General features: G+C 78.4%; 12 protein-coding genes. 7 read left to right on the top strand and 5 right to left on the bottom strand.

All coding sequences use genetic code 11. The annotated features are described in order from the left end of the window. Positions 1-211 precede the first annotated feature (211 nt). Together BM048_RS08030 and BM048_RS08025 are read left to right on the top strand one after the other, a co-directional pair. Positions 212-1,186 (top strand): FKBP-type peptidyl-prolyl cis-trans isomerase, encoded by a 975-nt coding sequence (locus tag BM048_RS08030; protein ID WP_239078724.1) that lies wholly within the window; start codon positions 212-214, stop codon positions 1,184-1,186. 70 nt (positions 1,187-1,256) lie between these two features. Continuing rightward, entirely contained in the window at positions 1,257-1,877 is a 621-nt protein-coding gene (locus BM048_RS08025) for an L-threonylcarbamoyladenylate synthase (RefSeq protein WP_090032459.1), read from the top strand. A gap of 47 nt (positions 1,878-1,924) precedes the next feature. Here BM048_RS08025 and BM048_RS08020 read toward each other — a convergent pair whose 3' ends face one another. Together BM048_RS08020 and BM048_RS08015 are read right to left on the bottom strand one after the other, a co-directional pair. After that, positions 1,925-2,815, bottom strand: coding sequence for an SDR family oxidoreductase (locus tag BM048_RS08020; protein ID WP_090032201.1), 891 nt, complete (start codon positions 2,813-2,815; stop codon positions 1,925-1,927). Further along, complete coding sequence (locus BM048_RS08015; protein ID WP_175499387.1) at positions 2,815-6,165, bottom strand: hypothetical protein; 3,351 nt, start codon at positions 6,163-6,165, stop codon at positions 2,815-2,817. The genes BM048_RS08020 and BM048_RS08015 overlap by 1 nt, the downstream gene beginning before the upstream one ends. A gap of 225 nt (positions 6,166-6,390) precedes the next feature. On the opposite strand from BM048_RS08015, the gene BM048_RS18135 reads away from it, so the two are divergent. Continuing rightward, positions 6,391-6,990, top strand: a complete 600-nt coding sequence (locus tag BM048_RS18135; protein WP_175499385.1) for a TetR/AcrR family transcriptional regulator — start codon at positions 6,391-6,393, stop codon at positions 6,988-6,990. Here the strand turns inward: BM048_RS18135 and BM048_RS08005 are convergent. Beyond that, positions 6,971-7,810 carry an HAD family hydrolase gene (locus BM048_RS08005; RefSeq protein ID WP_139224365.1) on the bottom strand — a complete coding sequence of 280 codons (840 nt, stop codon included), beginning with the start codon at positions 7,808-7,810 and terminating at the stop codon, positions 6,971-6,973. The genes BM048_RS18135 and BM048_RS08005 overlap by 20 nt on opposite strands. Positions 7,811-7,886: 76 nt before the next feature. Between BM048_RS08005 and BM048_RS08000 the strand changes: the two genes are divergently transcribed. From BM048_RS08000 to BM048_RS07990, 3 genes are all read left to right on the top strand, one after another. After that, the gene (locus tag BM048_RS08000) at positions 7,887-8,786 is read left to right on the top strand and encodes a ParA family protein (protein ID WP_175499383.1); all 900 of its coding nucleotides are present in this window, start codon (positions 7,887-7,889) and stop codon (positions 8,784-8,786) included. Between the two features lie 66 nt (positions 8,787-8,852). Further along, positions 8,853-9,596, top strand: a complete 744-nt coding sequence (locus BM048_RS07995; RefSeq protein WP_139224363.1) for a hypothetical protein — start codon at positions 8,853-8,855, stop codon at positions 9,594-9,596. Between the two features lie 289 nt (positions 9,597-9,885). Continuing rightward, positions 9,886-10,551, top strand: a complete 666-nt coding sequence (locus BM048_RS07990) for an HNH endonuclease family protein (RefSeq protein ID WP_239078725.1) — start codon at positions 9,886-9,888, stop codon at positions 10,549-10,551. A 16-nt stretch (positions 10,552-10,567) separates the two neighbouring features. Here BM048_RS07990 and BM048_RS07985 read toward each other — a convergent pair whose 3' ends face one another. Next, a complete protein-coding gene (locus BM048_RS07985; RefSeq protein WP_090032191.1) occupies positions 10,568-11,269 on the bottom strand; it encodes a M50 family metallopeptidase in 702 nt (233 codons plus the stop codon). Beyond that, the gene (locus BM048_RS07980; protein WP_090032189.1) at positions 11,266-11,991 is read right to left on the bottom strand and encodes an LmeA family phospholipid-binding protein; all 726 of its coding nucleotides are present in this window, start codon (positions 11,989-11,991) and stop codon (positions 11,266-11,268) included. The genes BM048_RS07985 and BM048_RS07980 overlap by 4 nt, the downstream gene beginning before the upstream one ends. 229 nt (positions 11,992-12,220) lie before the next feature. Between BM048_RS07980 and BM048_RS07975 the strand changes: the two genes are divergently transcribed. Next, positions 12,221-12,688, top strand: coding sequence for a hypothetical protein (locus BM048_RS07975; protein ID WP_090032187.1), 468 nt, complete (start codon positions 12,221-12,223; stop codon positions 12,686-12,688). Positions 12,689-12,706 lie beyond the last annotated feature (18 nt).

Below are 12,706 nucleotides of genomic sequence, written 5' to 3'. Positions count from 1 at the left end.
GTGCACCTCCCCGTCGTCGTGGACCCCGGGCGCACGCTAGAGGACGGCACCGACAGACCACCGGCAGAGTCACCGGCAGCGCGCCCAGGGGGCGTCCAGGACCGTCGCGTACCGTCGACCCCGGACCGCAGCGCGTGCGGGCCGTCGCCGGGTCGCCGAAGGCCCGCCGGGCACCGCGCGCCGACACCCACCCCCAGCCCCGAGGACCGCCGTGCGCCGCACCGCCCGCTTCCGCAAGATCGTCGCCGCCGGCGGCGTGCTCACCCTCGGCCTCGTGGCCGTCGTCGCCGGGTGCTCCGCCGACGACGGCACCGACGGCGCGAGCGCCAGCCCCTCGTCGTCGGCCTCCGCGACGGCGGACACCAGCGCCGCCGACCAGGCGGCGCTGGAGCAGGTGGTGGTCGAGGGCGAGCCCGGGGCCGCCGCCACCGTGACGCTGCCCGAGACCCCCTTCACCGTCGGCGACGTCGCCGCCCGCATCCTCACGCCCGGCACCGGCGAGACCCTGGAGGAGGGCCAGATCGTCGCGCTGGACTCCACGTGGGTCTCCGGCGAGGACGGGTCCGCGCTCGGCTCCACGCACGACGAGGGCGGCGCCCCCGAGCAGCTCGTGCTCGACGGCACCTCCCTGCCGACCGCGTTCGTCGAGGCCCTCGTCGGGCAGCAGGTGGGCGTGCGCGCGCTCCTCGCCATCCCGGGCGAGCCGACGCGGGTCGCCGTGGTCGACATCCCCTCCGCGCAGACCGTCCCCGACCGTGCGGAGGGCACGGCCGTCACGCCCCCGGAGGGCCTGCCGACCGTGACGCTGGCGGAGGACGGCGCGCCGTCCATCGAGCCGGTCGCCGGCGACCCGCCCACGACCCTGGTCTCGCAGGACCTCATCACGGGGACCGGGCCGGTCGTCGCCGAGACCGACACGGTCATCGCGCACTACAGCGGGTGGCTGTGGGACGGCACCTCGTTCGACTCCTCCTGGGAGCGCGGCACGCCCGCGTCCTTCTCGCTGCAGCAGGTCGTGCAGGGGTGGACGCAGGGCCTGGCCGGCAAGACGGTGGGCTCGCAGGTGCTGCTGGTCATCCCGCCGGACCTCGGCTACGGCGCCGAGGACAACGGCGACATCCCGGGCGGCTCGACGCTCGTGTTCGTCGTCGACCTCCTCGGCACGGTCCCGGCGCCGGCGGCCTGACGCGCTCGCGCCCGCGCCGGGCGCCGCCCTCGCGGTGGCGCCCGGCGCGCGGCGGCCTAGCGTGGGCGTCGTGGCCCGCTACTACGACGTGCACCCGCAGGACCCGCAGCCGCGCGCGATCTCGCAGGTCGTGGCGCAGCTCCGCGACGACGCGCTCATCGCGTACCCGACGGACTCCTGCTACGCCCTCGGCGCGCGGCTGGAGAACCACGGGGGCGCGGAGCGGATCCGGCGCATCCGGCACCTCGACGACAAGCACCACTTCACGCTCGTGTGCGCGGACTTCGCGCAGCTCGGGCAGATGGTCGACCTGTCCAACAGCGCCTTCCGGGCCATCAAGGCCGCGACGCCGGGGCCGTACACCTTCATCCTCCCGGCCACGCCGGAGGTCCCGCGACGGCTGGCGCACCCCAAGAAGCGTTCCGTCGGCGTGCGGATCCCGCAGCACCCGGTGGCGCAGGCGATCCTCGCGGAGCTCGGCGAGCCGATCCTGTCCTCCTCGCTCCTGCTGCCCGGGGCCGAGTGGCCCATGACCGAGGGCTGGCAGATCAAGGAGGAGCTCGACGACGTGCTCGACGCCGTCGTCGACGCGGGCGACTGCGGCACCACGCCGACGACGGTCGTCGACCTCACGGGCGGGTCGCCCGAGGTCGTGCGGGAGGGGGCCGGGGACCCGTCGCGCTTCGCGTGACGGGTCACGCGACGAGTCACGCGTGACGGGTCCCGGCCGCCGTCCGGTCAGACGATCTTGCCGCCCGTGGCGACGATGCGGTCGCCGGTGACGTAGCTCGAGTCCGGCGAGGCCAGGTAGACGTAGGCCGGGGCCATCTCCGCCGGCTGGCCGGCGCGGCCGAGCGGCGTGTCGCCGCCGAACTCGTCGACCTTCTCCTCGGGCATCGTGGCGGGGATGAGCGGGGTCCAGATCGGGCCGGGGCACACCGCGTTCACGCGGATCCCCTTCTCGGCCAGGGTCTCCGCCAGGCCCTTCGTGAAGTTGAGGATGCCGGCCTTCGTCGTGGCGTAGTCCAGCAGCGGCGGGCTGGGCTGGAAGGCCTGCACGGAGCTCGTGTTGACGATGGTCGAGCCCGCGCCGAGGTGCGCCAGGGCCGCCCGCGTGATCCAGAACATCGCGTAGAGGTTGGTCTTGAAGACGCGGTCGAGCTGCTCGGTGGTGATGTCCTCGAGGCCCGCCGGCTGCGCCATCTGGTACGCGGCGTTGTTGACGAGCACGTCGAGGCCGCCGAGCCCGGAGGCGGCGCTCTCGACGAGCTGCGTGCAGAAGGACTCGTCGCGGATGTCCCCGGGCAGCAGGACGGCCTTCCGGCCGGCCTTCTCCACCCAGGACGCGGTGACCTTCGCGTCCTCCTCCTCCTCGGGCAGGTAGGAGATGGCCACGTCGGCACCCTCGCGGGCGAAGGCGATGGCGACGGCGCGGCCGATGCCGGAGTCGGCGCCGGTGATGAGGGCCTTGCGGCCGTCGAGCTTGCCGTGGCCGACGTAGCTCTCCTCGCCGTGGTCGGGCTCGGAGGGCATGTCGCCGGTGAGACCCGGGTGGGCGATGGTCTCGGCGTCCTGGGCCTCCGTGCCGGGGTGGGCCTCGCGCGGGTCGGGTGCGGTGTTGTCTGTCATCACTTCATCGTGTGACGTGCAGCGGATCCCGCCACCGGGGGCAGCGCTGCGTCCACGTCCTGGACGACACCGTCCGGGACGGTCAGCCACGCGGCCGCGGTCACGGTACGCACCGCGGCCCAGGAGCCCCCGTCGTCACGGCCCTGCAGCCAGGCCGACAGCGCCACGTCGCCGCTGCTGCTGCCGGCGGGCGCCCCGGGCGCCGGCCGGTCGAGCAGCACGGCGACCCCGGACCCGTCGGCCCGTCCGACGACGAGGTCCGCGACCGTCCCCTCCGGACCGGCCGGGTCGCGCACGACGAGGCCCGCCGCCACCAGCGCGGCGGCCACGGCCGCCCGGTGCCGCCCCCAGGCCGGGCCGCCGCCGGCCGCCCGCAGCTCCGGCCGCCGGGGGCCGCCGCCGTCCTGTACGGGGGACGCACCGGCGCCGAGGACGACGAGGGCGCTGGCCGGGTCGGGGGGCGCCCCTCCCGTGCGCTCGACGAGCAGCACGCGGCGCGCCCGCGACGCGGCCACCGCGACCCGCGCCGCCGGCACCCGGCCGGCGTCCTCCACGACGAGCACCGCGTCCTCGTGCTGCAGCGGCAGGGCACGGCCCAGCAGGTCCAGGGGCACGAGCACCGCCGGCAGCAGCACCGCCAGGTCGTCGCCGCGGCCCGCGAGGAACGCCCACAGGGGCCGCATCGGCACGGCCGCCGCGAGGTCGGCGACGAGGCCGTCGGCCAGGGCGACGCGGGCCTCCTCCGGCAGGGCCGCGAGCAGCCGCAGCGGCACGCGCGCCCGGGCCGCGGACCGCTCCGCGAGCTCCAGGGCGGCCAGCCGATCGACGACGGCCGCCCGCTCGGCCGGCCGCAGCACGGCGGTGCCCGAGGAGCGCGGGTCCAGGGCGGCCCGGCGCTCGTCGAGAACGGCGTGGGCCGCCGCGAGCTCCACCGTGCCCACGAGGTGCTCCGGTGCGACCCGCGCGCGTCGCCGGCCCCCGGGCCCGTCGGGCAGCAGGACCGCCGCGACCTCGTCGGGCAGCGCCGCCCGGGCCAGCCGCAGGCCCGCGCGCGCCCGCAGCCCGGGCAGGCCCGCCGCGACCTCGTCGGCCCACCGCGGACCGTCGTGGGTCAGCACCGCGGCCGGGGGCCGGTCGCCGCACGCCCTCGCGAGCCCCGCCAGGTCCGTGCCGAGCGCGGCCGGCAGGGCGGACCACGCGGCCGCGAGCGCGCGGACCGCCTCCGCCGCCGCGCGCGCCTCCGCCGGCCCGGGCGGCACGGCCGCGTCGACGGCCCCCGGGCCGACGCCGGGTGCCGTGGCCAGCGCGGCGGTGGCCGCGCGCAGGTCGAGGTCGGCGAGCAGGGCGTCGGCGGCGGCGTCGTCGAGGGGCTGCCACCCGGGGGGCAGCACGGTCCCCGGGACCGCGGCCACCCGCCGGACGACCTCCCTCGCGGCGTCCCGCAGCGCCAGCAGCGCCTCGACGAGCCCGGGCGCGTCGTCGGGCTCGAGCGCGACGTCCGGCCGACGGTGCGGGGCGAGCGCGGCGAGCACCGCGGCCCGGCGCCGGCGCCGGTCCCGCTCGGGCCACCAGCGCCGCTCCGGGGTCGCGACGAGGGTCGCGTCCAGGACGTCGAGGTCGAGGCCGAGGGCACCGGGGCCGACGGAGCCGTCCGGCCCGACGAGCTCCCTCCCGGCGGAACGGACCCCGGCGAGCGCGGCCCGCGCGGCGGACGCGGCGGCGTGCCAGGAGTCGTCGACGGTCCGGACGCACGCGGACGCGGCGACGGGACGCGAGGCCGCGCCCGCGTCCAGCCACGCGGCGACGAGTTCGAGGTGCGCCGCGACGTCGACCAGCACGCGCGGGGCGGCCACGAGGTCGGCGAGCGCGCTGCCCGTGGCGCGGACGGCGCGGTCGGCAGCGAGCAGGCCGGTGACCGCCACGGCGACGCGGTCGAGGTCGGCCTCCGCGGTGCCCGCGAGGTGCTCGGCGGCCCACGCGTCGGGGTCCCCGCCCCCCACGAGCGCCTCCGCCAGGTCGGCGACGGTCGACCGCAGCGCGGGCAGCGCGTCCGGACGCCGCGCGAGGTCGCCGACGGGCAGGGCCGGCGCGAGGGCGACCGCCTCGGGCGGCAGCTCCGCCTCGAGCCGCAGCACCGCCGCGAACGCGTCCCACAGCGCCACGCCGGCCGGGCCGGGCAGGTGCCCGGCCGCGTCGTCGCGCGCCAGGCGGGCCGTGAGCGCGGCGTGCTCCGCGGCGTCCCCCGTGACGCCCTCGAGCAGCGCCGCCGGGGGCCGCCCCGCGCTGCGCAGCCGGTCCCGCAGCCCCCCCACGGTGGCGCCGCGCCCGGTGAGCGCGAGCACGAAGGGTCCGAGGGCCGCGGCGTCGAGCCGGGCGGCCAGGTCGTCGAGGTCCGCGTCCTGCCCGGCGACGACCGTCACCGGCGTCCCGGCCGTGAGCGCGGCGACGAGCACGTCGGCCACGGCGCGCGTGCCGCCGGGCCCGGCGGGCGTCTCGAGCACCTCGACCCCCGGGCAAGGCCCGCGCGGGTTCAGCCCCGCGACCGGCAGCGGCAGCGCTCGGAGGGCGGCCGCGTCCTCGAGGGGCGCGAGCGGCAGGAGGGCGAGCTCGGCGGCGCGGGTCGCGCGCACCGGTGGCGTCGCGGCGGCGAGGACCTCGTCGAGCACCCCGGCCAGCCGGGTCACCGGGACGGGGGCGGGGTCGGCGAGCGCGGCGGCGAGCGGCCCGTGCTCGGCGGCCACGGCGCGGCCCGCGGCGGCGTTGCGGCGGGCGGGACGGCCCGGCTCGCACCGCAGCTCCCACGCGTCGGGGGCCTCGGGCGACGGGTGCAGCCGTACGGGCAGGAGCAGGGCGGCGGTGCGGCCGAGCCGGCTCCCGCCGGCGGCGACGGACCAGCCGGGGGCGTCGTCGGCGTCCGACAGCCGGCCGAGCGCGAGGACGAGCTCCGCGCCGTCGAGGCGCCGGTCCGCGGCCGCCGCCGCCCGGGCGAGCGCCTCGAGCGGGTCGCCCGGGGGCTCGTCGACGGGCACGGGCGGGGCACCGGGCGTGACACCGGGCGTGACACCGGGCGTGGTGGCCGGCCCAGCCGTCGCGGGCGGCGGGAGCACGCGCCACACGCCCTCGCCCCCCGCGGGCTCGCCGGCGACGAGCAGCACGCGGCGCCCCTCGACGAGGCGGTCGAGCAGGTCGCGGCCCTCGTCGGGCAGGTCGAGGACGACCGAGCGGACCGCGTCGAGGTCCCGCAGCGGGTGCCGGCGGGGGACGCCGAGCACCTCGTCGGCCCAGGGCACGGGAGCGGGCGAAGGGTCCGGCGCGGGCGGCGCCGCGGCGGCGGCCGTCTCGTCGTGCACGCGTCCCCCGTCCCAGGTCGCCGCTCGCGGCGGGCGGCGGCGGGCCGGCCGGCCCGTCAGCCCATCGGCGGCGCGGCGTCCGGCGTGAGCGCCCGCTGTGACGGACGACCCGTCCGCACCGGCCTCGGGGGACGCCGCGGACCACTACCGTCGGGCGCGCGGACGACGGGGGCGCGCTCCCGGCCGCCGGCGGGGCAGCGCTGCCTCGACCGAGGGGAGGCGACCGTGCCCAGGACGGTGGACCGCGACCGCCGCCGCGACGAGCTCGTGGCGGCGACGGGCCGGCTCATCCTCGACGAGGGGCTCGCCGCCGTGACCCTGCGCCGCGTGGCCGAGGTCACCGGGTTCGCCAACGGGGCGGTCAAGCCCTACTTCCCGACGAAGGACGAGCTGCTGCACGCCACGTGCCGGCAGGCGTTCGAGCGGGCGGAGGCCCGCGTCGCCACGGCGGTCGACGGCACGACGGGGCTCGAGGCGCTGCGGCGGCAGTGGGTGGAGCTGCTGCCCCTCGACGACGAGCGCCGCCTCGAGGCACGGGTCGTCACGGCCTTCTGGGAGGCGGCGACGCAGGACCGGGCCGTGGCGGCGCTGTTCGCCGGGCACCACGAGCGCTGCCGGACGCGGATGTACCAGCACCTGCGTGAGGGCCGCGCCCGGGGCGAGGTGCGGACGGCCGAGTCCGACGAGACGGTGGTGGACGAGGCCCTGTGGCTGCTCGTCGGGCTGCGTGCCTCAGTGGCGCTCGGCGGGGACGCGATCACCCCGCGGCGGCAGCGGATGCTCGTCGAGAAGCTGCTCGAGCACCTCACCGTCCCGCCGCGCTGAGCCCCAGCGCGGCCGCGACCGCCGGCAGCCCGTCCACCCGCCGCACCCGCGGGTGATCGGCCAGCGCGGCGGGCAGGACCGTGGCGGGCTGCACCGCGTACGTGAGGGCGCCCGCGGCGAGCGCGGCGGTCACGCCGGTGAGGGAGTCCTCCACCGCCACGCACCGCGCCGGGTCCGCGCCGAGGGTCGCCGCGGCCGTGAGGTACGCCTCGGGGTCGGGCTTGCCGCGGCGCACGTCATCGCCGGCGACGACGACCGCCAGCGCGCCGGGCGGCGCCGCGTCGCGGACCGTCGTCGCCAGCCGTCGGTAGGTCATCGTCACGAGCGCCGTCGGCACGCCGGCGTCCACGAGGGCGCCGAGCAGCGCGGTCGCACCCGGGCGCCACGGCGGCTCGGCCCCCATGAGCGCGGCGACGCGGTCGTTGAGCCACTCCTCGACCACGGGGGACGGCAGTGCCACGCCCCGCGCGACGAGCAGCGCCGCGATGTCCGGGATCGCCCACCCGACGATGCGGTGGCCGTCCGTGGCGTCGTCCCAGGGCGCGCCGTGCCGGGCGGCCAGCTCCGCCGTGGCCCGGGACCACAGCGGCTCGGAGTCCGCGAGGGTGCCGTCGAGGTCGAGCAGGACGGCGTCGGGCGGTGTGGCGGGCCGTGTGGCGGGCGGTGTGGCGGGCGGTGTGGCGGGCGGTGTGGCGGGCGGTGTGGCGGGCGGCGTGGCGGGCAGGGGGTCGGGCAGCAGGGCGATCTCCTCGGGTCCTGTGTCGCGGCACGTCGTCGCGATCGAACCACGCGTGCGGCGGCTCGGTACGGTTCGGGCCACGACCGCACCCGACCGGGGCGGCGCGCCGCGGACCGCGGGCAGGGGCGAGGGGCCGCACGACGGACGGAGGCCGGGCGTGGCACGAGGGCGGACGACGGGCAGCGGTCGGCGGCTGCGGACGGTGGCGGTGTGGTCGGTCAAGGGCGGGGTCGGCAAGACCACGGCGGCCGTCAACCTCGCCCACGCCGCCGCGGCGGGCCGGGAGGTGCTGCTGTGGGACCTCGACCCGCAGGGCGGCGCGACGTGGCTGCTCGACGTGAAGCCGCGGCTCAAGGGCGGCGCCGAGGCGCTCGTGCAGGGCCGGTCGACCGTCGCGTCGGCCATCCGGCAGACCGCGTGGGAGACGCTCGACGTGCTGCCCGGCGACGCCACCTACCGCGACCTGGAACTCGCGCTCGACGCCGCCAAACGGTCGGGGCGCCGCATCGAGGAGACGCTCGAGCCGGTCCGCGACCGCTACGACCTCGCCGTGCTCGACTGCCCGCCGGCGGCGTCGCTCGTCGCCCGCAACGTGCTGCGGGCCGCGGACGCGCTCGTCGTGCCGCTGCCGCCGTCCCCGCTGGCGCTTCGCTCGCTCGAGCAGGTGCTCGAGCTGGTCGCCGACGCGCCGCGGCCCGTGCCCGTGCTCGCCTTCCTGTCCATGGTCGACCGACGACGCACCGCGCACCGGCAGGCCGTGGGGGAGCTGGCGGGAGGGCGGCCCGACGTGCTGGACGTCGTCGTGCCCGCGGCGACCGCGGTCGAGCAGATGGGCGTGCACCGGGCGCCGCTGGTGACGTTCGCGCCGCGCTCCCCGGCGACGGCCGCCTTCGCGGCCCTGTGGGCGGCCGTCGAGCGCCAGGTGCTGCCCGCCGAGCCCGCCACCACCGCCGCGCCCACTACCGCGCCCACCACCGCGCCTGCCACCAAGACCACCACCGGTCGGACGAAGGCCGGGACGAAGCCGCCCAAGGGCGCGAAGGGCGGCAAGCGCTAGAGACCCGCGTCCCCCGGGCCTCAGGTCGGCCCGCACCCGTGCCGATGGAGGCGGCAGGGAGGCATCATGACCATGGACGACCTGCACGGGGCCCCGGTGCCGACGCGGCGCCTCGAGGGCTGGACCGTGCTGCACGGACCGCGTGTGGCGGAGCTGCCGGGCGCGGCGGCCGAGTGCATCGTCGTGGGCCCGGGCGGCGTCGTCGTCGTGGTGAGCGCGACCGGTGGCGGGCCCTTCGCCGCGCGCCGGCTCGACGCCGCACGCGGCGCGGTCCAGCGCGCGGGCAGCGTCATCACCTCGCTCCTCGACGCCCGGTTCCGGCACCTCGTCCGCGTGGCCGTCTGCGTGCCCGACGAGCGGTCGCCGCACGAGCTGTACCCGCTGGTCGGCGGCACCCGCGGCGTGGCGGTCGTGGGAACGCACGAGCTGCCGGGCATCCTGCACGCCCTGCCGGCGCGGCTCGGGCCCGACGAGGTGCGCGCCGTCACGGACGCCCTGGTCCGCGCGCTGGTCCGCCGTCCCGACGGCCCGATGCTGTCCACCGCCGACCTGCCGCACCGCATGCACGCGCAGGCGCGGCGGGAGCGCGCGGCGCTGGCCCGATCCGACGCCGGCGCCGGTACCGGCACGGCCGGGCCGGCGTCCTCGACCCGGACCCCCGACCCGGCCACCGATCAGGCCGCCGAACGGTCCGCCGACGCCACGCCGACCACCGACGCGACGCCGACCCTCCCGGTCCTGCCCACGCAGCGCTCCCGCTCCGCCGTCGGGCGGTTCCTCGCCCCGCTGCGCCGCGCCGCCGGTCGCTGATCGAGCCGTCCCCAGCCCCGCCCCACCCGGGCGGCGCGCCACGCCGCAGGGCTCGACCGGCGGACCGTGCCGCGGGTGGCACCCTGCTGCCCGGCTCGGGGCATCCCCGGGGCACGTCGTGGGGTGCCCGTGCGAGGTGCGTGCGGTGTGCGTGCCAGGTGCGTGCGAGGTGCGTGCCAGCGCGGGCGAGGTGAAGCGGGAGGTGGACGTGGCGAGGACCCGCCGAGGGACCCCTCGACCGGGCACCCGGCCACCCCGCCGACGACGCCGCTGGCATCTGCCCGGATGGGTGCCGCTGCTCGTGCTGCTCGCGGTCGCGGTGGCGGTCGGGGCCGGGACGCCGGTGTGGACGCAGGCCCAGCAGGCGGCCCGGTTCCCCGTCACCGCGCAGGACCTCGCGGCCGGGCGGTCCGCCCTCGAGGGTCTGGCGGTGAAGGGGCGCGCGCCGAGCAAGGGCTACGACCGCGCCCGGTTCGGCGAGCCGTGGGCGGACGTCGACGGCAACGGCTGCCGCACCCGTGACGACGTGCTGGCGCGCGACCTGGAGGCGGTGCGGACCGACCCCGAGGACGCCTGCGTCGTCGTGGCCGGGACGCTCGCGGACCCCTACACGGGGAGCACGCTGACCTTCCGCCGCGGCCCGGACTCCGCGGCGGTCCAGATCGATCACGTCGTGGCGCTGGCGGACGCCTGGCAGAAGGGCGCCCAGGGCTGGACGGTCGAGCAGCGCGAGGCCTTCGCGAACGACCCGGCGAACCTGCTCGCGGTCGACGGGCCCGCCAACCAGCAGAAGGGCGCGGGCGACGCCGCGACGTGGCTGCCCCCGCAGACCGGGTACCGGTGCGCGTACGTGCTGCGGCAGGTGCGGGTGAAGGCGGCGTACGGCCTGTGGGTCACGCCGGCCGAGCGGGACGCCATGGCGCGGTGGCTCGACCGGTGCGTCGTCGCGGGCTGAGTCCTCTCCCGCCGCGTCACGCGGTCGCCGCCGCCCAGAGCCACGTGGCCGCCAGCGCGGTGCACCCGACGCAGACCAGCCCGAACAAGGCGACCCAGAGCGTGCCGGGGACGCCGGTGAGCCCGGCGAGCTGCCCGGCGTCCGACGTGTCCTGGCGCCGGCCGCCGCGCAGCCGCCGCCGCGACCGGCCCAGCTCCACCACGGCCCGCACCGACCCCAGCAGCAGGAGGCCGGTCAGCGCGTGCGCGACGACCCCCTGCACCTCGGGCGACGCCTGCTGGGTGACGGCGACGAGAAGCCCCCCGGCGACGAGCACCGTCCACAGCCCGAACAGGTTCCGCACGACGAGCAGCACCAGGACGACGACGACGAGCAGCTTCCACAGCACGAGCGCGGCGCGACCCTCCGCCAGCACCCGCGCCGCCGCGAGGCCGACCAGCGCCGGACCCGGGTACCCGGCGAGCAGGGTCGCCACCATCCCCGGCCCGCGCGGCCGGCCCGCCGACACCGTGAGCCCCGACGTGTCGGAGTGCAGCCGGATCCCGGCCAGCCGCCGTCCGACGAGCAGCGCCACCGCGCCGTGCGCCGCCTCGTGGACCAGCGTCACGCCGTGCCGGGCGACGCGCCACGCCGGACCCCAGGACACGACGAGGACGACGAGCGCCGCGACGGCCAGCCCGAGCGCGGGCCGCGGCACCGCGGCGAGCTCGGCGCTCACGACGACGCCGTCAGGACCACGTCGGTCCCGGCCGCACGGACCCGCACGCCGTCGGCCACCACCTCGGCGTCCGTCAGCGCGAGGCCGGCCGGCAGGCCCGCGACCGGCACCTCGAGCCCCTGGACCCGGCTGGCCAGGACGCCCGGGAGGTCGTCGACGTCCACCCGCGCGCTCGCCACGGTGCCGCCGACGACGTCGACGAGCAGGCGGGCGTCCTCGACCCGCAGGCCCAGCTCGACCCGGACGGGCAGCCGCAGGACCTCCAGGTCGGCGGTCAGCGCGCCGTCCCGGACGGCCAGCTCGGTGTCCACGTCCACCTGCTCGTCGACGAGGGCCTGCAGCGACGCCACCGGCACGGTGGCGTGCAGGACGGCGTCCTCCGCGGTGGGGGCCACGCCCGTGCTGACCCCGCGGAGCCGCCCGCTCACGTCCGTGACGTCGACGCCGTCGAGCGTCGCGCCGTCGAGCCGGACGTCGACCCGCTCCAGCCGGCCGGCGACCAGCTGCGTGAGCACGGGCCACCCGTGCACGACGACCTCGGGCTCGCCGCGAGCGCCGGGGACGGCCTCGGCCACGGCAAGCGCCACCCCGTCGCGCACCCGCCGACCGGCCCAGCCGTCGGCCCACCACAGCCCGCCGAGCACCACGGCGACGAGCACCAGCACGGCGACGAGCACCGCCCAGCGGCCGGCTCGTCGCCCGTCAGCAGCCCGGGCGCTCATGTTTCCGTCCCCGTCCCGTCCCTGTGGATCGTGCGTCCGTTTCCTTCGCCCGCCGGAGAACGACGGCAGGACCGCTGGTCAGCGGCCCCGCGAGCGCTTCCCGGCGCCCGAGCTCCGCGCGACGGCCCCGCAGGTCGCCCCCAGCGGTACGCCCGGGGTGTCCGCTTCTGTTCGCAAGTGAGGCGTACGTCACGTAGCATCGTGCTCCCAGCCGAACGAAGGACACACGATGACGTGGGTGCTGCTGCTAGTCGTCACCATGGTGACCTCCTCGGTGCTGTGGCTCGTGTGGATGCTCGTCCCCACGGGACACGACGCCGACCGCCGCTCGTCCGCCCCTGCGCGGACGCCGGCCGTGCTGCCCCAGCAGGGGTCCGGCACCAACCGTGTCGCGCTCCTCGACGGCCCCATGAACGGCCGGGCCAAGGGCGAGGAGGGCGGCGCCCTCGACCCGTTCGACGCGCTGCTCCTGCAGACCCGGCTCAGCGCCGTCGTCAGCAACGTCCGTGAGCTCGAGGACGACCCCACGGCCTACGCCCGCACGACGCGCCTGCTCGCGTGCCAGCTCGCCTACGACGCCCTGCTCGCCGAGGCGTGCGGGCTCGCCGGCATCGAGGTCGACCGCCGGCGTCCGATGGACGAGTCGGAGCGGTTCCGCGAGGAGTCCGAGCTCGTCTCCCGCGGCTGGACCTGGTAGCCGCCGCTCCCGGGCACA

The sequence above is a fragment of the Cellulomonas marina genome, assembly GCF_900111925.1.
GTDB lineage: Bacteria > Actinomycetota > Actinomycetes > Actinomycetales > Cellulomonadaceae > Cellulomonas > Cellulomonas marina.
The sequence above is the reverse complement of the archived record's forward strand: the minus strand, read 5'-3'. Positions and strand labels throughout refer to the sequence as shown.

Excerpts from the sequence above, each read along its gene's own strand:
- BM048_RS08020 (WP_090032201.1), bottom strand. The coding sequence starts at position 2,815 with ATGACAGACAACACCGCACCCGACCCGCGCGAGGCCCACCCCGGCACG.
- BM048_RS07995 (WP_139224363.1), top strand. The coding sequence starts at position 8,853 with ATGACCATGGACGACCTGCACGGGGCCCCGGTGCCGACGCGGCGCCTC.
- BM048_RS07980 (WP_090032189.1), bottom strand. The coding sequence starts at position 11,991 with ATGAGCGCCCGGGCTGCTGACGGGCGACGAGCCGGCCGCTGGGCGGTG.
- BM048_RS07975 (WP_090032187.1), top strand. The coding sequence starts at position 12,221 with ATGACGTGGGTGCTGCTGCTAGTCGTCACCATGGTGACCTCCTCGGTG.